This is a genomic window from Streptomyces sp. NBC_00654 (genome assembly GCF_026341775.1).
Classification (GTDB): Bacteria; Actinomycetota; Actinomycetes; order Streptomycetales; family Streptomycetaceae; genus Streptomyces.
On record NZ_JAPEOB010000001.1, the window covers coordinates 1,721,557 to 1,742,827 of the forward strand.

At 70.5% G+C, this 21,271-nt stretch carries 18 protein-coding genes and 2 tRNA genes; 13 read left to right on the top strand and 7 right to left on the bottom strand.

Annotated features, from left to right (window positions below):
* Nucleotides 1–118 precede the first annotated feature (118 nt).
* The 4 genes from OHA98_RS07530 to OHA98_RS07545 all read left to right on the top strand — a co-directional run bounded on the left by OHA98_RS07530 (nt 119) and on the right by OHA98_RS07545 (nt 3,954).
* Nucleotides 119–742, top strand: coding sequence for a M48 family metallopeptidase (locus tag OHA98_RS07530; RefSeq protein WP_266923616.1), 624 nt, complete (start codon nt 119–121; stop codon nt 740–742).
* 128 nt (nt 743–870) lie between these two features.
* On the top strand, nt 871–2,487 hold the full coding sequence (locus OHA98_RS07535; protein ID WP_266923618.1) for a TerD family protein: 1,617 nt from the start codon (nt 871–873) through the stop codon (nt 2,485–2,487).
* Between the two features lie 11 nt (nt 2,488–2,498).
* Nucleotides 2,499–3,179: an AIM24 family protein gene (locus OHA98_RS07540; RefSeq protein ID WP_266923619.1), complete on the top strand. Its 681-nt coding sequence runs from the start codon at nt 2,499–2,501 to the stop codon at nt 3,177–3,179.
* A 19-nt stretch (nt 3,180–3,198) separates the two neighbouring features.
* The gene (locus OHA98_RS07545; RefSeq protein ID WP_266923621.1) at nt 3,199–3,954 is read left to right on the top strand and encodes an AIM24 family protein; all 756 of its coding nucleotides are present in this window, start codon (nt 3,199–3,201) and stop codon (nt 3,952–3,954) included.
* A gap of 137 nt (nt 3,955–4,091) precedes the next feature.
* Here OHA98_RS07545 and OHA98_RS07550 read toward each other — a convergent pair whose 3' ends face one another.
* Together OHA98_RS07550 and OHA98_RS07555 are read right to left on the bottom strand one after the other, a co-directional pair.
* Nucleotides 4,092–4,646, bottom strand: a complete 555-nt coding sequence (locus OHA98_RS07550; RefSeq protein ID WP_266923623.1) for an NUDIX hydrolase — start codon at nt 4,644–4,646, stop codon at nt 4,092–4,094.
* Nucleotides 4,643–6,139, bottom strand: a complete 1,497-nt coding sequence (locus tag OHA98_RS07555) for a zinc-dependent metalloprotease (RefSeq protein WP_266923625.1) — start codon at nt 6,137–6,139, stop codon at nt 4,643–4,645. Before OHA98_RS07555 ends, OHA98_RS07550 begins: the two co-directional genes overlap by 4 nt.
* 190 nt (nt 6,140–6,329) lie before the next feature.
* Between OHA98_RS07555 and OHA98_RS07560 the strand changes: the two genes are divergently transcribed.
* The 4 genes from OHA98_RS07560 to OHA98_RS07575 all read left to right on the top strand — a co-directional run bounded on the left by OHA98_RS07560 (nt 6,330) and on the right by OHA98_RS07575 (nt 9,560).
* Nucleotides 6,330–7,472 (top strand): SDR family oxidoreductase, encoded by a 1,143-nt coding sequence (locus tag OHA98_RS07560; protein WP_266923627.1) that lies wholly within the window; start codon nt 6,330–6,332, stop codon nt 7,470–7,472.
* A gap of 119 nt (nt 7,473–7,591) precedes the next feature.
* On the top strand, nt 7,592–8,053 hold the full coding sequence (locus OHA98_RS07565; protein ID WP_266923629.1) for a molybdenum cofactor biosynthesis protein MoaE: 462 nt from the start codon (nt 7,592–7,594) through the stop codon (nt 8,051–8,053).
* Between the two features lie 128 nt (nt 8,054–8,181).
* Nucleotides 8,182–8,352, top strand: coding sequence for a hypothetical protein (locus OHA98_RS07570; protein ID WP_266802961.1), 171 nt, complete (start codon nt 8,182–8,184; stop codon nt 8,350–8,352).
* A gap of 101 nt (nt 8,353–8,453) precedes the next feature.
* Nucleotides 8,454–9,560: a PDZ domain-containing protein gene (locus OHA98_RS07575; protein ID WP_266923631.1), complete on the top strand. Its 1,107-nt coding sequence runs from the start codon at nt 8,454–8,456 to the stop codon at nt 9,558–9,560.
* Between the two features lie 22 nt (nt 9,561–9,582).
* On the opposite strand, the gene OHA98_RS07580 is transcribed toward OHA98_RS07575, so the two are convergent.
* Entirely contained in the window at nt 9,583–10,143 is a 561-nt protein-coding gene (locus tag OHA98_RS07580; RefSeq protein WP_266923633.1) for a PPA1309 family protein, read from the bottom strand.
* Between the two features lie 137 nt (nt 10,144–10,280).
* On the opposite strand from OHA98_RS07580, the gene OHA98_RS07585 reads away from it, so the two are divergent.
* From OHA98_RS07585 to OHA98_RS07600, 4 genes are all read left to right on the top strand, one after another.
* Nucleotides 10,281–13,298, top strand: coding sequence for a UPF0182 family protein (locus OHA98_RS07585; protein WP_266927780.1), 3,018 nt, complete (start codon nt 10,281–10,283; stop codon nt 13,296–13,298).
* A 42-nt stretch (nt 13,299–13,340) separates the two neighbouring features.
* Nucleotides 13,341–13,414: transfer RNA gene (locus OHA98_RS07590), tRNA-Met, on the top strand.
* Nucleotides 13,415–13,637: 223 nt separating this feature from the next.
* Nucleotides 13,638–15,710: a tetratricopeptide repeat protein gene (locus OHA98_RS07595; RefSeq protein WP_266923635.1), complete on the top strand. Its 2,073-nt coding sequence runs from the start codon at nt 13,638–13,640 to the stop codon at nt 15,708–15,710.
* A 162-nt stretch (nt 15,711–15,872) separates the two neighbouring features.
* A tRNA-Met gene (locus tag OHA98_RS07600) sits at nt 15,873–15,946 on the top strand.
* Nucleotides 15,947–16,084: 138 nt separating this feature from the next.
* On the opposite strand, the gene OHA98_RS07605 is transcribed toward OHA98_RS07600, so the two are convergent.
* From OHA98_RS07605 to OHA98_RS07620, 4 genes are all read right to left on the bottom strand, one after another.
* Nucleotides 16,085–17,221 carry an ABC transporter substrate-binding protein gene (locus OHA98_RS07605; protein WP_266923637.1) on the bottom strand — a complete coding sequence of 379 codons (1,137 nt, stop codon included), beginning with the start codon at nt 17,219–17,221 and terminating at the stop codon, nt 16,085–16,087.
* A gap of 56 nt (nt 17,222–17,277) precedes the next feature.
* On the bottom strand, nt 17,278–18,150 hold the full coding sequence (locus OHA98_RS07610) for an ABC transporter permease (RefSeq protein ID WP_266923639.1): 873 nt from the start codon (nt 18,148–18,150) through the stop codon (nt 17,278–17,280).
* On the bottom strand, nt 18,147–18,917 hold the full coding sequence (locus OHA98_RS07615) for an ABC transporter ATP-binding protein (protein ID WP_266927782.1): 771 nt from the start codon (nt 18,915–18,917) through the stop codon (nt 18,147–18,149). The genes OHA98_RS07610 and OHA98_RS07615 overlap by 4 nt, the downstream gene beginning before the upstream one ends.
* 258 nt (nt 18,918–19,175) lie before the next feature.
* Entirely contained in the window at nt 19,176–19,595 is a 420-nt protein-coding gene (locus tag OHA98_RS07620) for a Fur family transcriptional regulator (protein ID WP_266923641.1), read from the bottom strand.
* A gap of 151 nt (nt 19,596–19,746) precedes the next feature.
* Here OHA98_RS07620 and OHA98_RS07625 point away from each other — a divergent pair, with 151 nt between their 5' ends.
* Nucleotides 19,747–21,216 (top strand): catalase, encoded by a 1,470-nt coding sequence (locus tag OHA98_RS07625; protein WP_323179599.1) that lies wholly within the window; start codon nt 19,747–19,749, stop codon nt 21,214–21,216.
* Nucleotides 21,217–21,271 lie beyond the last annotated feature (55 nt).

Below are 21,271 nucleotides of genomic sequence, written 5' to 3' on the forward strand. Positions count from 1 at the left end.
AAAGTTGTCCACAGGCGTGGGGCATTAGTCGTTCAAATGGTGCATGCCGAGCAGCGGATCGGCGCCGAACCGTCCCGGAGGCGGGACTTCCCCCACTGACAGCGGGTAACGTCATGGCGTGCCCGCCGACCCGTCACCCGGTTCCGCCGGGGAGACCCCCGTGCGCAGCGCCGGAACCCCTCAGCGCAGCGCGGCCGCCCACCGGTCCCGTGCCCCGGCGACGAGCGCCGTCGAGGTCCGCAGGAGCTCCCGGCGCAGGAGAACGGTCTCCGCCTACCGGGAGGGCGACCGCACGATCGTGCTGATCCCCGCCCGGATGTCGGAGGCGGAGGAGCAGCGCTGGGTGAGCGTGATGCTGGACAAGCTCGCGGCCCAGGAGAGCAAACGCGTCTTCGGGGACAGCGAGCTGGCGGAGCGCGCCGAGCGGCTGTCGGCCCAGTATTTCGACGGCCGGGCACGGCCCGTGTCGGTGCGCTGGGTGACCAACCAGAACACCCGGTGGGGTTCCTGCACCCCGGCCGAGGGCAGCATCAGGCTGTCGCACCGGCTGCAGGGCATGCCGGAGTACGTCGTCGACTACGTGCTGGTCCATGAGCTGGCCCATCTGCTGGTTCCCGGGCACGGCCCGCGGTTCTGGCGCCTTTTGGAGACCTATCCGCGCACCGAACGGGCCCGCGGCTATCTGGAAGGTGTCGTGGCCGCCGATCAGCTCCCGCACCTGCCCGCCGCCCGTGAGGAGTGAGACCGCGTAGGTGAAAGGTGACGTTCGGTGATTCTGTACCGGGTGTGTACCGACTTAGCTCAATGTCGGGGTTTGCGGTTAGCCTGACGCGACGCATTCACCTTCGGGATGGGGGACGGTCGTTACGCATGGCCAGGGAATTCCAACGCGGCCACAAGGCCAAGATCAGTGATCTCACACCGGGGACGGATCTGTACGTAGGTGTGCAGATCGCTTCCCCCGGACTGACCTTCGACATCAGTTGCTTCGGCCTCGATGCCAATGAGCAGCTCTCGGACGACCGGTATTTCATCTTCTTCAACCAGCCGAAATCGCCCGAGGAGTCTATTCAGCTGCTCGGGGCGCAGTCCGGCGACACCGAGTCGTTCCGCGTCACTCTCGACCGCATTCCGGCGAACATCCACAAGCTGTCCTTCACCGCGACTCTCGACGGCGCCGGACAGATGTCGCAGGTCGGCCCCGGCTACATCCGGATCGTCGCGGGCGGCGAGGAAGTGGTCAGGTACGCCTTCAACGGCTCGGAGTTCACCACCGAGCGTGCGGTGATGCTGGGCGACTTCTACCTCAAGGACGTCTGGCGCTTCGCCGCGGTCGGTCAGGGCTTCGACGGCGGTCTCGACGCCCTGCTGAAGAACTTCGGCGGCGAGGTCGCCGAGGAGGCGCCGGCCGACCCGCAGCCGCAGGCCGCGGTCCCGTCGTTCGCCCCTCCCGCCCAGGTGGCCGCGCCCCCGGCCTTCGGTGCCCCGCCCGCCCCCCAGGCCCCGCAGCCCGCACCGTCCTTCGGCGCCCCGGCCGCGCCCGCGCCGCAGCAGCCGATGCACACCGCGCCGACGATGGCCGCGCCGATGGCACCCCAGGCCCCGTCCCCGTACGGGCAGCCGGGGCAGCCGCCCCAGCAGCCGCAGTTCGGGCAGGTCCCGGACCAGGGCGCGCCGCCCGCGGCTCCGTTCGGCCAGCAGGCGCCCTCCGCTCCGTACGGACAGCCGGCTCCCGCCCCGTTCGGCCAGCCGGCCCCGGCCGCGTTCGGGCAGCAGCCGCCCGGTGGAATGCCTCCCGGCGTGCCCCAGGGGGTGCCCCAGGGCGGTGCCGGTCTCCAGGCCGCCCTCCAGCCCTACAAGGAGACGGCCACCGGTCAGCGCTGGACCTCGCAGAACCAGCAGCTGATGCGGGTCGACCTGACCATGGGCGGCTCCGGCGTACTGGCCCGTCAGGGCAGCATGGTGATGTATCAGGGCAAGGTCGACTTCGGCTACAAGGGCGCGGGTTTCGCGGGCCGCATAGTCGGCAACGCCACCGGCCAGGAAATGCAGCTGATGCGCTGTACGGGCAAGGGCCAGGTCTTCCTCGCGGAGGAGGGCTCGCACCTGCACCCCATCGAGCTGCAGGGCGACGCCATCTGCATCTCCGCGGAGAGCGTTCTCGCGTTCGACGAGTCGCTCCAGTACGAGGTCCGCCGGATCGAGGGCCACGGCGTCCCCGGTGGTGCCCTGTTCACCATGCAGTTCCAGGGCACCGGCACCGTCATCGTCAAGACGCACGGAACACCGGTCGTTCTGCCGGTGACGCCGACCACGTTCGCGGACTGCAACGCCGTCGTGGCCTGGTCGGCCGCGTCCCAGGTGATCATCTCCAGCCAGGTCCGGCTGCGCCGCAACGCGTATCCGGGACACAGCGGAGAGACCGTGAACCTCCAGTTCCGGGGAGCCCCCGGCAACTTCATCGTCGTCCAGCCCTACGAGGTCTGAGGGAGCCCGTCATGAATCAGCAACTCGCGGGCTACGCCCCGACCCCCGTCACGGCCCGCATGGAGAACCACGGCAAGACCATGCTCAAGGTCGCCATGGCCTCCGGGCAGGACCTCTATGCGCGTACCGGCTCGATGGTGGCCTACGAGGGCTTCATCCAGTACGAGCCCAATCCGCCCGCCGTCCGCCAGGCCGCGTCCCAGTGGATCACCGGCGAGGGCGCGCCCGTCATGAAGTGTTCCGGCGACGGGCTGCTCTACCTCGCCGACTACGGCGCCGACGTGGTCGTCATCAATCTCGACAACGAAGCCCTCTCGGTCAACGGCACCAATCTCCTCGCCTTCGACGCCCAGCTCACCTGGGGCGTCGAGCGGGTCAAGGGCCTCTCCAAGTTCACCGGCCAGGGCCTGTGGAACGTCGTCATCCAGGGCACCGGCTGGGTCGCCATCACCTCCCGGGGCACCCCGATCGTCGTCGACTGCGGACGTGGCGAGGACGAGACGTACGTCGACCCGGACGCGCTCGTCGCGTGGTCCCCGAACCTCAAGGTGAAGGGCAAGCGCAGCTTCAAGGCCGCCTCGCTGATCGGGCGTGGCAGCGGTGAGGCGTATCAGATGGCCTTCTCGGGACAGGGCATCGTCGTCGTCCAGCCGAGCGAGGACAGTACCGACCGCCTGCGGGTCCGGAACTGAGCGGGAGGGAGAAGCAATCATGCAGAGTCCGCTTTTCAGCTACACCGAGCAGCAGACCCAGGACCGGTACACGGTCCAGAACCCGCAGCTCCTGCGGGTCGCGCTGACCGGCCACGACGACGTCCTCGCCCGCAAGGGCGCCATGGTGGCCTACCAGGGAATGATGGACTTCGACGGTGAGTACCAGTCGCAGGGGCAGCGCCGCGCCCGTGCGAACACCGGCGAGGGCCTGGACCTGATGCGCTGCTCGGGCCAGGGCACCGTCTACCTCGCCAATCTCGCCCAGTACATCCACGTAGTGGATGTCGACCGCGAGGGCATCACCGTGGACAGCGCCTATGTCCTCGCCCTCGACTCCTCCCTGCACACCGAGGTCATCGCGGTGGACAGCCAGTACGGGATCTCCGGCTCCGGCAAGTACCAGCTCAACATCTCCGGCAGCGGCAAGGTCGCTCTCATGACCTCCGGCCAGCCGCTGATGATGCAGGTCACCCCGGACAAGTACGTCAACGCCGACGCCGACGCGATCGTCGCCTGGTCCAGCTCCCTGCGGGTGCAGATGCAGGCCCAGACGCATTCCACCGGTGTCTTCCGGCGCCGCGGCAACACCGGCGAGGGCTGGGAGCTGAGCTTCCTCGGCCAGGGGTTCGCCCTGGTCCAGCCCAGTGAGGTCCTGCCGCCGCAGCACGCCGTGATCGGTCAGGGCGCGCGCGCCCAGTTCGGCGTGGGCCAGCAGGGATCCCACGGCCAGAACCAGAACAACGCCTGGAACTGATCCGCGCGGCCGGCGACGGCCGAGGACAGCGGTAAGGGGCGGCCTCCCAGGAGACCGCCCCTTACGCATACGTCCACGCGTCCCGTTCGCCCGCTCGCCGGCCGCCCCGGCTGAGAGGGCCGCCCGGGGCCGGGCGGCTACCCGCTCCGGCCCAGCATGGCGCGTGTCCGCTCCAGCAGCCGTACGACGGACCCGTCCGCCACCGCCGCCACCTCCTCGTACGCGAACCAGCGCAGGTCCAGCGACTCCTCGCTGATCCGCTCCGTCGAACCGACCGGAGCCAGCGCGGCGTACTGCACATCGAGATGCCAGTGGCACGGCGACGGGATCGGGTGCCGGTCCAGCCGCACCGGTCCGCCGGGCAGCAGGGTGAGTCCGGGGATACCGGACTCCTCCGTCGCCTCACGGAGCGCCGCCGCCGCCAGCGAGCTGTCCCCCGGTTCGCAGTGGCCGCCCATCTGCAGCCACATCCGGAGCTTCTTGTGCAGGGTCAGCAGGACCCGGCCGCGCTCCGGATCGACCACCAGGGCGCTGGCCGTCACATGACCGGCCCCGCACGCCTTCCACATGCCGTCCGGGTGCTCCGCGAGATGGTCCAGATAGACCTGACGCAGCCCGGCCTGATCCCCGTCTCCGCTCCCGGACCCGTCGTAGCCCTTCAGTACGAGAACGGCGTCGTCGTGCAGGCTCACCGGTCGCCGTCGCCCTTGCCGGCGTCGTCGGCCCCGCCGTCCCCGCCGCCGTCGGTCTTCGGCTCGTCCTTGCCGGGGCCGGTGCTGCCGTCCTCGCCGGTGTCCTTCGCTTCGGCGGCCGGGTTCTGCGAGCTCTTCGCGGCCTCGCCGAGCATCTTGTCCAGCTCGGAGAAGTCCAGCTGCTCGTGGTGGACGAAGCCGTCCGGGTCGTCCAGGTCCTGGGCGGTCGGCAGCATGTCGGGGTGCTCCCACAGCCCGTCCCGGCCGTCGACGCCCCGGGCGTCCGTGAGCGAGGCCCACAGCCGCGAGGCGTCCCGCAGCCGGCGCGGACGCAGCTGGAGCCCGATGAGGGTGGCGAAGGTCTGCTCGGCCGGGCCACCGGAGGCGCGGCGCCTGCGCAGCGTCTCGCGCAGCGCGTCGGCCGAGGTCAGCCGGGACTTGGCGGCCTCGTGCACCACGGCGTCCACCCAGCCCTCGACCAGCGCGAGCGCCGTCTCCAGACGGGCCAGCGACGCCTTCTGCTCGGGCGTGTCCTCCGGCTGGAACATGCCCTGCTGAAGGGCGTCCTGAAGCTGCTCCGGCTGTGAGGGATCGAACTGGCCGACGACGTCCTCCAGCTTGCTGGTGTCGACCTTGATGCCCCGGGCGTACGCCTCGACGGCACCGAACAGATGCGAGCGCAGCCACGGAACATGGGCGAAGAGCCGCTGATGGGCGGATTCGCGCAGGGCCAGATACAGCCGCACCTCGTCCTGCGGGACGCTCAGGTCCTTGCCGAACTGTTCCACGTTCAGCGGGAGGAGCGCGGCCTTCCCGGCCGGACCGAGCGGCAGCCCGATGTCCGTGGAGCCGACCACCTCACCGGCGAGTACGCCCACGGCCTGGCCGATCTGCTGGCCGAACATGGCGCCGCCCATCGACCGCATCATGCCGATCAGCGGGCCCGCCATGGCCTGCATCTCCTCGGGCAGCACATCGCCCATCGCCAGGCCGACACGCTCGGCCACCGGGTCGACCAGCTGCTTCCACGCCGGAAGGGACGCCTCGACCCACTCCGCGCGGCTCCACGCCACGGTCGAGACCGATCCGGAGGGCAGCGAGGTCACGCCGTCCAGCCAGAGGTCTGCCAGCCGCAGCGCCTCGTCGACCGCGGTGCGCTCCGAGGGCCCCACGCTCGCGTCCTTGGTGCCGTCCGGGGTGCCCTGGGAGACCGTCTGGCGGGCGATCTGCTTGGCCATGTCCCAGTTCACGGGACCGCCCTCGTAGCTCAGCATCTGGCCGAGCTGCTGGAAGGCGGCGCCGAGGTCGTTCGGGTTCATCGCGCCGAACATCGCCGCGAACGGGTTGTCCCCGCCCGCGCCCGGCCCGAAGCCGAACGGGTTCGCAGGCCCGCCCGCGCCCTGCCCACCTTCGGTGGGGTCCTTCTTCTTGCCCTCGTCGCCGTTCTCAGGCTCCTCCGGCGGAAGGCCGAATCCGAATGGGGTGTCACTCACGGGTTTCCTCGGCTCGTAGGGCCGCCGGCTCGAACCGACGGCGACTGCCCGACATCACCATCCAGCGTAGACACCAGGCCCGCTCGGGGCCTCAGTGCTCCGCCGGCTCCCGGCCTGCGGCAGGATGGACGCCACCTGGTACGTACGCGTCATTCGGGTACGTACTGAAGACAACCGCTGGAGACGCCCGGTGAGTTCCCCAGATCCACAGGTTCGCGCAGCGCGAAACCTGACCGACCCCTCGCCCGAGAACAAGCCCGAAAAAAAACGCTCCAAGAACCGGGGCCCCGTCGTCGCGGTCACCGGTGCCGCGACCGGCATCGGTGAACTGCTCACCGCGCACCTCGTCGCATCCGACGAGATCAAGCAGGTCATCGCCATCGACGAGCGCCGCGGGCAGGCGTCCGAGGCGACCTGGCACATCCTGGACGTCCGGGACCCCGCCATCGCCGAGAAGCTGCGCGGCGCGGACGTCGTGGTGCATCTGGCGCTCGACCTCGACCTGGAGACCGACCCCGCGGCCCGGACCGCGTACAACGTACGCGGCACGCAGACGGTGCTGACGGCCGCCGCGGCCGTCGGGGTCCACCGGGTGGTCCTGTGCACCTCGGCGATGGTCTACGGGGCCCTGCCCGACAACGACATCCCGCTCGCCGAGGACGCCGAGCTGCGTGCCACGGCGGAGGCCACCGGTGTCGGCGACCTGCTGGAGATCGAACGGCTCGGCCGTCGCGCGCCCCGCGCCCACCCCGGGCTCAATGTCACCGTCGTGCGCCCCACCGTCCTGGTCGGCGGCACCGACACGGCGCTGACCCGCTACTTCGAGTCGCCGCGACTCCTCGTCGTCGCCGGATCGCGTCCCACCTGGCAGTTCTGTCATGTGGACGACCTGGTCAGCGCCCTGGAGTACGCCGCTCTGGAGCGGATCGACGGCGAGTTCGCGGTGGGCTGCGACGGATGGCTGGAACAGGAGGAGGTCGAGGAGCTCAGCGGCGTACGCCGGATGGAGCTGCCGTCGGCCGTCGCGCTCGGCGCCGCCGCCCGGCTCCACCGGATCGGCCTCACGCCCTCCCCGGCGGGCGACCTGGCATACACGATGCACCCCTGGGTGGTCAGCGTGAGCCGTCTGCACGACGTGGGGTGGCGTCCGAAGTGGACCAACGAGGAGGTCCTCGGAGCCCTGCTCGAAGAGGTGGAGGGGCGCCACACGCTCGCCGGACGCCGCCTCGGCCGCAAGGACGCCACCGCCGCCGGTGCCGCCGGTGCGACCGTTGCCCTGCTCGGTACGGCGGCCCTGGTCCGCCGCGCCCGCAAGGCGCGCCGCCGCATCTGAGTACCGCCCTGCCGGAAGGGGAGCCCCGGGGCGACTGTAGGAGGCTCCAACCCGGTCGGCGGCCCGCCGGTCGAATGCGCAATTCCGTGTTGGCGGCGCCGTGCGGCACCATGGGCCCCATGGCACGCACCCACGACCACCCCGGCGAGCAGGCGGCCCAGGACCCCATCCGGCTGCTGGCGATCCGGGAGACACCGCTCTCCGTCGACGAGGTGTTCCGCGCCGTCGGGGACGACGCCGCGGGCGGTATCGCCCTCTTCGCCGGCACGGTGCGCAACCACGACCAGGGCCAGGACGTCGGCGCGCTCGGCTACTCCTGCCATCCGTCGGCCCAGGACGAGCTGCGCCGGGTGGCCGAGAAGGTCGTCGCCGATTTCCCGGTGCGCGCGCTGGCCGCGGTCCACCGGGTGGGTGAACTGGAGGTGGGAGATCTGGCGGTGGTCGTCGCCGTCTCCTGCCCGCACCGCGCGGAGGCCTTCGAGGCCTGCCGCAAGCTGATCGACGACCTCAAGCACGAGGTTCCGATCTGGAAGCACCAGCGGTTCTCCGACGGCACGGAGGAGTGGGTCGGCGCCTGCTGAGCGCAAACCCCGGCCCGGGGCATCAGGCCCGATTTGCGTAACCGCACCCCTGCCGTGAGCGTTGGACTTCCGGATCGCTAATCTGCTGATCGGTCACTCTCGGTCGCTCACGGGGTAGGGAGGTCGTCATGGCTGCACTCGCTTGGCTGCTGATTCCGCTTTTCGCTGCTGTCGGTGCTGCGATATGGGGAAGCTGGGCCGCGCGCAACCGCACTACCGGCGATGTCTCCGAACTCGCCGGGTATGCCAGATTCCGTGACGCGATGGAAAAGTCGCACTCCGGTTCCGATGTCCTCTGAGGCAGCGCCCCGCCGCGTGACACCTTCCGCCGCCGTGCTGCCGGCCTCGTACGGACCGGCCCTGGCGGTGCACTCACAGGCCCTTCCCGTACTGTCGTTCCATGCCACGCCGCACCGCGACGATGCTCGCCTCCACCCTCGTCCTCATCGCGCTTCTCTGCGCCGGTGTGCTGATCAAAGTGCCGTACTCGGAGATGTCTCCCGGGCCGACGGTGAACACACTCGGCGACGCGCGTGGCGAGCCCGTACTCCATATCTCCGGCCGTAAGACGTACCCGACGTCGGGTCATCTCAACATGACGACGGTCCGTGTCACCGGCGCGGAATACAACATGAACATCGCCGAGGCCGTGTACGGCTGGCTGGCCCACGACAGCGTGATCGTGCCGCACGACACCCTCTACCCCGACGGCAAGACGGAAGAGCAGTCGACGCAGGAGAACGCCGAGGAGTTCAGCCAGTCCCAGGAGAGCGCCAAGGTCGCCGCCCTGGAGGAGCTGGGCGTTCCGGTGTCCTCGCGGGTCGTGGTCTCCACCGTCGTCAAGGACAGTCCCGCCCAGGGCAAGCTGCACGCGGGCGATGTGATCAAGGCCGTCGACGGCACCGCGGTCAAGGAGCCCGGCGACGTCGCCGAGCTCGTCACCGAGCACAAGCCCGGCCAGGACGTCACGTTCACCGTCGTCCCGGCCAAGGAGGCCGCCGCCGCCGAGAAGGCGGGCCGGGAGCCGGAGGGCAGCGAGAAGGTCACCATCACCACGGAGAAGGCGCCGGCCGTCAAGAACGCGCCCGAGGAGAACCGCGCGATCGTCGGCATCCGGGCCGGGCTGGACCACACCTTCCCGTTCGAGATCGACATCAAGCTCGCCGACGTGGGCGGCCCCAGCGCCGGTCTGATGTTCTCGCTGGGCATCATCGACAAGCTGACGCCCGACAAGCTGACCGGCGGCAAGTTCATCGCCGGTACCGGAACGATCGACGACGCGGGCAAGGTCGGCCCGATCGGCGGGATCAACATGAAGCTGGTCGGCGCGCGCGACGCGGGCGCGCGCTACTTCCTCACCCCGGACGACAACTGCGCGGCCGCGGCTTCCGACACGCCGAGCGGGCTCACCCTGGTCAGGGTGAAGACGCTCAGCGACGCCAAGAAGTCGATGGAGATGATCCGGGACGGGAAGACGGCCGCGCTGCCGAGCTGCTCGACGGGCTGACGGCCGTCCGCCCCGAGAACGGTCAGGACTCGAAGGTCGCCGCCAGGGCCTCGGCCAGTCCCGGAACCAGACCCGCGCCGGTCAGGACCTCGGTGGGGGAGTCCTTCTCGCGCAGCCGTACGGCCGACTCCCGCGCGCCGTCCCGCAGCACGGCCACGGTCATCCGCACCTCCTGCCGGTCCGGGTGCTTGGCGACCCACTTGGTCAGCTGTTTGTCGCTGAGCCCTTCCGGTACGGAGGCCTCGGCGGACGGCGGCAGCATCAGCCGCTCCACCGTCATGGCGCACCCGACCACCGCATCGGGCCAGGCGATCGTGCCGAGGAAGTCGTCCAGCGCGGTGCCGGCGGGGAGCTCCTCCTGCTCGATGGGGGTGAGGGAAGCGGTCGTCGCGCCGGCGTCGTCCAGACCGAGCTGAGCGGCGAGGCCGGGCTCCTGGACCCGCAGGCGGGCGGTGTCGACGAGGGCGAACAGCCGGGCCGGCTGGTCCCAGCCGAGGCTGGAGGCATAGGTGTCGATTTCGAGGACGGCGACGGTGAGGGGGCTCGCGGCCATCGGAGGGCCAGAGGGGGAAACGTTGGGCATGGTGAATATCCTGCCTCCTTCCGCCCCGGGAACGGGAACTAGGTAAAGCCTCAGTAAGTTGCTTAGGTGGGCTCTACGATCGCGGGGCCCGCTTCTACACGACCGATAACTTCGAGGTGCGCACGTTGGCTTTCCAGATGCCGGACCGCGGCGGAGGCCCGACCGGGCCACGGATCAGAGTCGGCCGCCCGTCCCGGCGCGTCCGTACCCTGCTCATGACACTGGGCGTTCTGGCGGTTCTCGCCATGGCCTTCGTCATGTTCGCCGGGTTCTGGACGGACTGGCTCTGGTACCGGTCGGTCGCGTATTCGTCCGTCTTCACCACCACCCTGTGGACCAAGATCGGGCTGTTCCTCGTGTTCGGGCTGCTGATGGCCATCGCCATCGGCGTGAACATCTGGCTCGCGCACCGGCTCCGGCCGCCGCTGAGCGCGATGTCGCTGGAGCAGCAGAGCCTGGACCGCTACCGCATGAGCGTCGCCCCGTACAAGAAGTGGGTGCTGCTCGCGATCACCGCGCTCGTCGGACTGATCGCCGGGGCCTCCGCCTCCGGCCAGTGGCGGACGTGGCTGATGTACATCAACGGCGTGCCGTTCGGTCAGAAGGACCCCCAGTTCAAGCTGGACGTGGCCTTCTACGCCTTCGACCTGCCGTGGTACCGCTTCCTGCTGGGCTTCGGCTTCGCGGCGACGGTGCTCTCGCTGATCGCCGCCGCGCTGACCCACTACCTGTACGGCGGGCTGCGCATCACCAGCCCCGGCGCGCGGGCGACGGGTGCGGCCACCGGGCACCTCTCGGTGCTCCTGGGCATCTTCGTCTCCCTGAAGGCCGTGGCCTACTGGCTCGACCGGTACGGCCTGGCCGTGAAGTCCAGTGACTTCAAGGCCACGGACAACTGGACGGGCCTGCGGTACGTCGACGCGAACGCCTACCTCCCGGCGAAGACCATCCTCTTCTGCATCGCCGCGATCTGTGCCGTGCTGTTCTTCGCGACGCTGTGGCGCCGCACCTGGCAGCTGCCGGTGATCGGCTTCGGCCTGATGGTGCTCTCGGCGATCCTGATCGGCGGGCTCTACCCGGCGATCGTGCAGAAGTTCCAGGTCCAGCCGAACGAGCAGGCCAAGGAAGCGCCGTTCATCAGGAAGAACATCGAGGCGACGCGGGACGCGTACGACATCGATGACGCCCAGGTCGACGATTACGCAGGCAAGGCCACCACGACCGACGACACCAAGCTGCGTGCGAGCGCGGACGCGGCGGCCAGCTACCGCGTGATGGACCCCAACGTCGTCTCCCCGGCCTTCCAGCAGCTCCAGCAGAAGAGGAACTACTACCAGTTCCCCAAGACTCTGGACGTGGACCGCTACAAGGGCAAGGACGGCAAGGAGCAGGACACCGTCATCGGTCTGCGTGAGCTCAACCTCCAGGGCCTGCCCAAGCGGAACTGGATCAACGACCACTTCACGTACACCCACGGCTACGGCGCCATCGCGGCCCGGGGCACGACCACGGGTACGAACCCCGCGGGCTCTCCCGACTTCACCGAGTCGGGTCTGCCGGCCACCGGTGAGCTGGGCGACTACGAGCAGCGGATCTACTACGGCGAGAAGACCGAGCAGTACTCCATCGTCGGCGGGCCCCAGAAGGAGCTCGACTACGAGGAGGACGGCGAGAAGACCACCAGCTACAAGGGCAACAGCGGGGTCAGCCTCTCCAACGCGTTCAACCGCGCCGCCTACGCGGTCTCCTTCAGTGAGCCGCAGATCCTGTACTCGGGAGCGATCGGCGAGGGTTCGCGGATCCTCTACAACCGCACGCCCAAGGAGCGGGTCGAGGCCGTCGCCCCGTGGCTGACCATCGACGGCGACGCCTATCCGGCGGTCGTCGACGGACGCATCCAGTGGGTCGTCGACGCGTACACCACGACGAACGGCTACCCGTACGCCTCGCGCACGACGCTCGGTGACACCACGGCCGACTCGCTGACCACCAACCAGCGCGCGGTCGTCGCCCAGCAGAACCAGGTCAACTACATCCGCAACTCGGTGAAGGCCACCGTCGACGCGTACGACGGCAAGGTCAAGCTCTACGAGTGGGACACCGAGGACCCGGTGCTCAAGACCTGGCGCAAGGCGTTCCCCGGGACCGTGAAGGCCCGTGCGGACATCCCGCAGGAACTGATGGACCACCTGCGGTACCCGCAGGACCTGTTCAAGGTCCAGCGCGAGCTGCTCACCCGCTACCACGTCGAGGACCCCGCGCAGTTCTACAGCGGCAGTGACGCGTGGCAGGTGCCGGACGACCCGACCAACAAGGAGCCGGGCGCCGTTCCGCCGTACTACCTGAGCATGAAGATGCCGGGCCAGGACGCGCAGAAGTTCTCGCTGACGACCACGTTCACCCCGAAGGGCCGCCCCGACCTGGGGGCGTTCATGGCGGTGGACGCGGACGCGGCCAGCAAGGACTACGGAACCATCAGACTGTTGCGGGTCACCACCACGGTGAAGGGCCCGGGGCAGGTACAGAGTGAGCTGAACGGCAACGACGACGTCGCCGAGTTCGTGAGGAACCTCAAGGGCACCGACTCGGACATCGAGTACGGCAATCTGCTGACGGTTCCCCTCGAAGGGGGCTTCCTCTACATCGAGCCGGTCTACACGCGCGGTGGCACGCAGAACTACCCGCTGCTGCGCAAGGTGGCCGCCTCGTACGGATCGAAGATCGTCTTCGAGAACAGTCTCGGGGAAGCGCTGAACGCGGTCTTCGGGGTCGAGGGCGATACGACGACCCCGCCGACCGAGCCCACCGAGCCGCCGGGCGACACCACCGAGCCCCCGGCCACCGGGGACGCCGCACTGAAGCAGGCCATCGCGGATGCCCAGAAGGCGTACACCGAGGGTGAGGCGGCCCTGAAGAAGCAGGACTGGACCGCCTACGGCAAGGCTCAGGCCGACCTGGAGGACGCCCTCAAGCGGGCGGCGGCGGCCCAGCCCAAGGCGGGCAGCCCGGCCGGCAAGCCCGCGAGCGCCGCGGGCAAACCGGCCACCGACTCCGCCGGACCGGCCGCTGACGCCGACAAGGTGGACATCCGGGCCGAGAAGGCCGACAAGGCGGACGAGAAGGGCAGCGACCAGGGCGGCGACCAGGGCAGCTGAGAAAGTCCCGCCCCGCGCCGTGGTACTGTTTGAACACAACGGCGCGGGGTGGAGCAGCTCGGTAGCTCGCTGGGCTCATAACCCAGAGGTCGCAGGTTCAAATCCTGTCCCCGCTACTGAAAAACGAAGGCCCGGATCCTATGGGATCCGGGCCTTCGTCATGTCATCAGATCCCGCTCCGGGCCTTTCTCGTGTGATGCGCGTGAAGTGCGGTTCGTTGGGCACGAGTTGGATCCGGACGTGTTTGACTTGTCTCCCTGTGGGCATGTCGACAAAACGCTGAAGTGACCTCACTGGCCGCGATATTCACGGTGTACGCGGGTTGTAGGTGGTGCGACGATGGTATTTATGGGGGACAGGGCAACTCTGTTGGAGACAGGGCGGTTTGTGCAGCGTCGCGGCCATGAGAGCGATAAGGCGATAGATGGGGCATTTGCCGCTGCCATGGCCGGGCCGGCCGGAACCGCGGACACGACAGGCACCACGGGTGCCACCGATGCGACGAACGCCAGGGGTGCCGCGAGCACCGGCGACGCCGCTGAGACCGCCGACAACTTCTGCACCACCGACGCCATCGACGCGGCCGACAACGCCGAGAGCGAGGCGCGCCACCGCCGCGCCGCCGAAGCCGGGGACACGGCGTCGATGAGCGTCCTCGGCGCGATGCTGCTGCGCCGGGGGGACCTGGACGCCGCCGAGACCCATCTGCGCGCGGCCACCGCCGACGGTGACCGGGCCGCCGCCAACAACCTGGGCGTCCTCCTCCACCAGCGCGGCTACCCCGACGAGGCCGCCGGATGGTGGCGCATCGCCGCCGTTGCCGGTTCCGCCGCCGCCGCGCACGCGCTCGGCCGCCACTTCCGGGAGCGCGGCGACGAGCCCGGTGCCGAGTACTGGCTGCGCCAGTCCGCCGAGCAGGGGCACGCGCTGGGCGCCTACGCCCTGGCCGATCTGCTGGAGCACCGCAGCGACGTCGGCGCCGAGCGCTGGCTGCGCGCCGCCGCCGAGCAGGGGCACCGGGAGGCCGCGTACCGCCTGGCCCGCACCCTGGAGCGGAACGCCGTCGAGGACCCGCACGACGCCTTCGGCCCCGGCCGCGCGGTGCTGTCCGGTGGCGCGGGCCGGACCCCGGCCTCCCCGGGCGGGGGCGCGGGCCGTGGCCGTGGCCGTGCCGACGGTCCCGTGGCGGGTCCGGCCGTCGGGCGCGTCGGCGAGGCCGAACAGTGGTACCGGCAGGCCGCCGCACGGGGACACCGGCGTGCCGCGCTGCACCTCGGCGCGATCCTGGAACAGCGGGGCGAGCTCAAGGAGGCCGGCCGCTGGTACCTCACCTCCGCCAAGGACGGTGAGCCCCGCGCCGCCTGCGCCCTCGGCTTCCTGCTGCGTGACGCGGGCGACGAGGAGAGCGCGGCCGTGTGGTGGCTGCGTGCCGCCCAGGACGGCGACGGCAACGCCGCCAACGCCCTGGGGGCCCTGCACGCCGCACGCGGTGAGCAGCAGACCGCCGAGCGCTGGTACCGCGCCGCCATGGACGCGGGCGACGTCAACGGCGCCTACAACCTCGGGCTGCTCTGCGCCGCCCAGGACCGTACGCCGCAGGCCGAGCAGTGGTACCGCCGTGCCGCCTACGCCGGACACCGCGAGGCCGCCAACGCCCTGGCCGTGCTCCTGCTCCAGGCCGGTGACCACACCGGGGCCGAGCCGTGGTTCTCCAAGGCCGCCGAAGCGGGCAGCGTGGACGCGGCCTTCAACCTCGGCATCCTGCACGCCGGACGGGACGAGGACCGTACGGCGCTGGGCTGGTACCAGCGCGCGGCCGCGGCCGGGCACATCGATGCGGCGCTCCAGGTCGGCATGGCCCTGCTGCGCGAGGGTGAGGAGCAGGAGGCCGAGCGCCACCTGCGCTGCGCCGCGGGCGGCGGCAGCGCCGAGGCCGCCTTCCGGCTGGCCGGGGTCCTGGACTCGCGCCAGCCGCCGCCCGGACCGCCCGCGCTCGGCGAGCCGATGCCGGAGAGGACGGAGTGCGAGGAGTGGTACGAGCGGGCCGCCCAGCAGGGCCACCGCCGCGCCCAGGTCCGGGTCGGGATGCTCTCCGCGGCCCGCGGCGACGTGGACAGCGCCGCGTACTGGTACCGCGAGGCGGCCGAGGCGGGCAGCCGTAACGGCGCCTTCAACCTCGGCCTGCTGCTCGCCCGCGAGGGCAGCGAGCGCGAGGCGGCCCTGTGGTGGAGCCGGGCCGCACAAGCCGGTCACGGCCGGGCCGCGCTGCGCCTGGCCCTGCTCGCCGCCCGCCGGGGCGAGCTCGCCGAGGGCCAGCGCTGGTGTGCGCGTGCCGTCGAGCTGGGGCCGGCGGAGGTCGCCGAGCGGGCGGCCCGGCTGCGCGAGGCGCTGCACCAGGAGCTCACCGCGTAGGAGGGCCCGGCCGCGCCTCCGGCCGGCCGGTCCGGACGGGGGCCCGGCCCCCTCGGGGTGGCCCCGGGTCCTGTGCGGGCCGGCCGGGGCGGGTCGCGGGCGCGGTGCGTCCCAATGAATTTGCACTGGTCGGCAGGGGTGCCGTAGTGTTGCATTCATCGACGCGGGGTGGAGCAGCTCGGTAGCTCGCTGGGCTCATAACCCAGAGGTCGCAGGTTCAAATCCTGTCCCCGCTACTGAAGACAGAGGCCCGGATCCTTCCAAGGATCCGGGCCTCTGTCATGTTTCCTGCCCTGGAACCGGTGCCCCTGCCCTGGAACCGGTGCCCTGCCGGTGACGCCGGCCGAAAACCTCAGTTCCGGTGGCCGAAGGACTCAGCTCCGGTGACCGACGGCCTCCCCGTACATCGCGCGGTCCACGGCCCGGTCCTCCGGCACCGGTGGGCCGTCCAGTACCCCCGCGTCCCCGTAGGCCTTCTGCAGCCGGTCCGTCGTGCCCTCCCGGATCTCCCAGTCCATCCGCATCGAGGGCGTCGAGCGCAGGACGGACCCGTCGGTCTTCAGCAGCTTCGCCAGAGTGGAGACGAAGGCGGGATCCGCCTTGTAGTCCCCGGCGAAGTAGGTGTTCACGGTTCTGATGTAGGCGCGCAGGAAGGCGACACCCGCGTCGGGGTCCTCGTTCAGCAGGGTCGGGCCGAAGAGCAGACCGCCCAGGGGTTCACCGAGCGGCTGACCGCCCAGGAACGCGTACTTCCCGTCGCCGTCGACCTTGCGCCAGACGGGGTCCAGCAGCCAGGCGGAATCCACGCCCCCGTTCCGCAGGGCGGTGAGCACGTCGGCGGATCCGAGCTGCTGGAAACCGATGTCGTCCAGTCCGCCGCCGTGCTTCCTCAGCGAGGTGTCCATCGGGTACATGATCACCGAGCCCTTGCCGATCATGGTGCCGAGCCGCCGGCCCGCCATGTCGACCCGCTCGGCGCTCTCGCCGTCCTTGAGCCGTACCCACAGGCCGCTCTTCGAGGTGGCGGCGGGGGAGAAGTTCCCGGCCACCCACTTGATCGCGAAGCCGCCGTTGATGCCGTTCATCACGGCCGCCTCGGGGGCCGCCCACTGGGCGTCCACATCGCCTCTGGCCAGCAGCGGCAACGCGTCCGGGGTCGGCAGCACCTTCAGCCGGACGTCCAGTCCCTCCTTGGCGAACTCGCCCTGGGCCACCGCGACCTGGAGCGGAGCAACGTACTCCGCGCTCAGCGTCCCGGTCGCGACGGTGATCGTCCGCTTCTTCCCCAGCGGCTTCGGGGCCGGTGCGCCCTTGTCGCAGCGGGCCGGTTCACGGTCCGGCGCGAGATCGGCCGGGTCGCTCCGGGCGGCCGGGCCGCACCCGGCGACGGGGGTGACGGTGCGTGGGGACCTGGGGGCGTCGTCCCGGGCGGTGCCGCCCTTCGCGCAGGCCGTCGCGGTGAGCAGGGATGCCGCGAGGAGCACGGCGGTGCAGCTGGTCCGGATACGCAACGGTGCCTCCGTACGAGTGGGAGTGCGGGGGGTACGGGCGGGGAAGGGGCGCGGGTTCACGACTGACCGCGGCCGCGGTCGCGCGGCGCCCACGGAGTGAGCAGCCGGCCGGCGATCCGGACCAGTTCGGAGAACACGACCCCGAGCACCGCCACACAGACGATCCCGACGAACATCACGTCGTTCTGGAACAGCGCCCTGGAGTCGAAGATCAGATGGCCGAGCCCGTCGGCCGCCGCGATCTGCTCGGACGCGACGATGACCAGCACCGCGACCCCCGCCGCGATGCGCGCGCCCACGAGGACGGCGGGCAGCGAGGCGGGCAGCAGCACATGCCGGAACATCTGCCAGGACGAGGCTCCGAAGACCCGGCCGGCATCCCGGTGACCGGCCGGGACGGCGAGGACGGCCGCCATGGTCGAGATCCAGACGAAGAAGAAGACCGTGGCGGCGACGAGCGCGATCTGCGGCCCTTCACCGAGGCCGAACATATTGAGGAAGACCGGCAGGAGCGCGAGCTTCGGCACGACGTACAGGGCGTCCAGCAGCGGCTCCAGCGCCGCCCGTACGAGGGCGAGCGAGCCCATCAGCAGCCCCAGCGCGTATCCGGCGGCCGTACCGATCGCATAGCCGCCGAGGACCCGCTTGAGCGTGGCCCACACATCGGGCCACAGTTCCCCGGCGGCCGCCCGGTCCCAGCCGTCGGCGGCGATGGTGGAGGGCGCCGGGTACACGCGTGCGTCGATCCAGGACCGCTCGGCCGCCAGCTGCCACAGGAGGACGAGCGCCAGCGGTACGGCGACGGCGAGCGTCAGTTCCAGGGTGCGGCGCCTGCGGTGGGTACGGGCCGGGCGCAGCTCGCGCGGTCCGGGCCGGCGGACCAGGACGTCGTCGCCGGCGGGCGTCGGATGCTTCACCGAGGTGCTCATGCCGGGACCGCCTCCCTGCGCACCTCGCCGCGCAGCACGTCCCACAGGTCGGCCTTCAGCGCGGCGAATTCGGTGGTCGCCCGGATGTCCCCGGTGCGCGGGCGGCCGAACGGCGGGCGGTGCTCGGCGATGATCCGGCCCGGCCTGGCGGACATCACCAGCACCCGGTCGCCGAGCAGGATGGCTTCTTCGAGGCTGTGGGTGATGAAGAGCACGGTGGTGCGCGTGTTCTGGGTGAGCTCCAGCAGCTCGTCCTGGAGGATCGTGCGCAACTGGGCGTCGAGCGCGGCGAAGGGCTCGTCCATCAGCAGCATCTCGGGCTCCACGGCGAGCGCCCGCGCGATGGCCACCCGCTGCCGCATCCCGCCGGAGAGCGCCGCGGGGTACGCGCCGGCGAACTCGGAAAGGCCCATCCGGGCCAGCCAGTCCCGGGCTCTGGCATCGGCCTCCTTGCGGGGTACGCGCTGGATGTCGAGGCCGAAACGGACGTTGGCGAGGACCGTCTTCCAGTCGTAGATCCCGTAGTCCTGGAAGATCATCGCCGCCGGCCGGGGCGAAGCCGTACGGATCTCCAGTTCGCCCGCGCTCGGGCGCAGCAGCCCGGCGGCTATCCGCAGCAGGGTGGATTTGCCGCAGCCGGACGGGCCGACGAGGCAGGTGAACTCGCCCGGCGCGATCTCGATGTCGACCGGTCCGAGGGCGGGCAGCAGTCCGGTGCCCCGTCCGAAGGAGCGGGCGAGCCCGCGGGCGCGGAGCTTGGGCGGCACGGGGCCGGGGGCGGTGTCGGAGGCGGGTGTTCCGGGCGGGGGTGGGGTCGGGTGCGCAGCTCCCACGGGTCTCTCCTCGCATCGTTCGAGGTGCGGATCCGCCGCGGACGACAGGCGCGGGGTGGCGTGATCCACGCGCTCGTCACCTGCGGAGGTGATCGCCGCAGACGATATGACGACCCGTCAGATTCGGGAAGGGGGTACGCGAAAGCCCCGGCGCGAGGAGCGTCGGGTCCGGGTGGGGATCGGTGGCGCGGGTCAGGCCGCGGCGGCGCAGCTCGGGCAGATGCCGCGGTACGTCACCTCGACGCCGGAGACCGTGAAGCCGAACCGCTCGTCGGCCGGCAGCTCCGCCAGCGGGTTGCCCGAGGGGTGCACGTCCCGGATGGTGCCGCACCGCGCGCAGACCAGGTGGTGGTGGGGGCGGTGGGCGTTCGGGTCGTAGCGCTTGGCCCGGCGGTCGGTGGAGACCTCCATGACCTCGCCCAGGGACACCATCTCGCCCAGGGTGTTGTACACGGTCGCCCGGGAGATCTCGGGAAGCCGGTCGACGGCCCTCGCGTGCACCTCGTCCGCCGTCAGGTGCACGTGGTCCCCGTCGAGGACCTCGGCCACGACACGCCGCTGCGCCGTCATGCGCCAGCCGCGTCCTCGGAGTCGTTCCAGCAGGTCACTCATGGGCCCAGCCTAACAGTGAGGGGACCGAGTCCCGAATTGGTGTGACTTTGGATGTTCGCTTGACTTAGACAAAGTCCATCGTAGGATCGAGTTCGGCATAGGCCAAGGGACAGGCTGTGCGGGACATCGACAGATGACGAATGTGCAGGACATGACGCAGGAGGCGCACGTGACGCAGGGACCGCTCACCACGGAGGCCGGCGCGCCGCTGGCCGACAACCAGAACAGCGAGACCGCTGGCGCCGGCGGACCGGTTCTCGTCCAGGACCAGGCACTGCTGGAGAAGCTCGCCCACTTCAACCGGGAGCGCATCCCGGAGCGCATCGTGCACGCCCGCGGCGCCGGTGCCTACGGCACGTTCACGCTGACCCGGGACGTCTCGCAGTGGACGCGGGCGAAGTTCCTCTCCGAGGTCGGCAAGCAGACCGAGACGTTCCTGCGCTTCTCGACCGTCGCGGGCAACCTCGGCTCCGCCGACGCCGTGCGCGACCCGCGCGGTTTCGCGCTGAAGTTCTACACCGAAGAGGGAAACTACGACCTCGTCGGCAACAACACCCCGGTGTTCTTCATCAAGGACGCCATCAAGTTCCCCGACTTCATCCACACCCAGAAGCGCGACCCGTACACCGGTTCGCAGGAGGCGGACAACGTCTGGGACTTCTGGGGTCTGTCGCCCGAGTCGACCCACCAGGTGACCTGGCTCTTCGGTGACCGCGGCATCCCGGCCACCCTGCGCCACATGAACGGGTACGGCTCGCACACGTACCAGTGGAACAACGAGGCCGGCGAGGTCTTCTGGGTCAAGTACCACTTCAAGACCGACCAGGGCATCAAGAACCTCACCCAGGACGAGGCCAACAAGCTCGCGGGTGAGGACCCGGACAGCCACCAGCGCGATCTGCGCGAGTCGATCGAGCGCGGCGAGTTCCCGACCTGGACCGTGCAGATCCAGGTCATGCCCGCCTCCGAGGCGGCCACGTACCGCTTCAACCCGTTCGACCTCACCAAGGTGTGGCCGCACGCGGACTACCCGCCGATCGAGATCGGGAAGCTGGAGCTCAACCGCAACCCGGAGAACGTCTTCGCGGAGACCGAGCAGTCGATCTTCAGCCCCGCGCACTTCGTGCCGGGCATCGGGCCGTCCCCGGACAAGATGCTCCAGGGCCGCCTCTTCGCCTACGGCGACGCCCACCGCTACCGCGTCGGCATCAACGCCGACCACCTGCCGGTGAACCGGCCGCACGCCACCGAGGCGCGCACCCACAGCCGTGACGGCTACCTGTACGACGGCCGGCACAAGGGTGCGAAGAACTACGAGCCGAACAGCTTCGGCGGCCCCAACCAGAGCGACCGGCCGCTGTGGCAGCCCGCCGCGGTCACCGGCCCCACCGGCAACCACGTGGCGCCGAGCCACGCGGAGGACAACGACTTCGTGCAGGCCGGCAATCTGTACCGGCTCTACTCCGAGGACGAGAAGGCCCGGCTGATCGACAACCTGGCCGGGTTCATCGCCAAGGTCTCGCGCGACGACATCGCCGAGCGCGCGATCAACAACTTCCGTCAGGCGGACGGCGACTTCGGCAAGCGGCTGGAAGCCGCGGTCCAGGCCCTGCGCGGCTGAGACCGGTCGGGGACGGTGGGCCGGATTCCCCTCGGGGGCTCCGGCCCACCGGCCG

Excerpts from the sequence above, each read along its gene's own strand:
- OHA98_RS07535 (WP_266923618.1), top strand. The coding sequence starts at position 871 with ATGGCCAGGGAATTCCAACGCGGCCACAAGGCCAAGATCAGTGATCTC.
- OHA98_RS07540 (WP_266923619.1), top strand. The coding sequence starts at position 2,499 with ATGAATCAGCAACTCGCGGGCTACGCCCCGACCCCCGTCACGGCCCGC.
- OHA98_RS07545 (WP_266923621.1), top strand. The coding sequence starts at position 3,199 with ATGCAGAGTCCGCTTTTCAGCTACACCGAGCAGCAGACCCAGGACCGG.
- OHA98_RS07565 (WP_266923629.1), top strand. The coding sequence starts at position 7,592 with ATGGCACGCACCCACGACCACCCCGGCGAGCAGGCGGCCCAGGACCCC.
- OHA98_RS07570 (WP_266802961.1), top strand. The coding sequence starts at position 8,182 with ATGGCTGCACTCGCTTGGCTGCTGATTCCGCTTTTCGCTGCTGTCGGT.
- OHA98_RS07575 (WP_266923631.1), top strand. The coding sequence starts at position 8,454 with ATGCCACGCCGCACCGCGACGATGCTCGCCTCCACCCTCGTCCTCATC.
- OHA98_RS07580 (WP_266923633.1), bottom strand. The coding sequence starts at position 10,143 with ATGCCCAACGTTTCCCCCTCTGGCCCTCCGATGGCCGCGAGCCCCCTC.
- OHA98_RS07585 (WP_266927780.1), top strand. The coding sequence starts at position 10,281 with ATGCCGGACCGCGGCGGAGGCCCGACCGGGCCACGGATCAGAGTCGGC.
- OHA98_RS07595 (WP_266923635.1), top strand. The coding sequence starts at position 13,638 with ATGGTATTTATGGGGGACAGGGCAACTCTGTTGGAGACAGGGCGGTTT.
- OHA98_RS07610 (WP_266923639.1), bottom strand. The coding sequence starts at position 18,150 with ATGAGCACCTCGGTGAAGCATCCGACGCCCGCCGGCGACGACGTCCTG.
- OHA98_RS07620 (WP_266923641.1), bottom strand. The coding sequence starts at position 19,595 with ATGAGTGACCTGCTGGAACGACTCCGAGGACGCGGCTGGCGCATGACG.
- OHA98_RS07625 (WP_323179599.1), top strand. The coding sequence starts at position 19,747 with ATGACGCAGGAGGCGCACGTGACGCAGGGACCGCTCACCACGGAGGCC.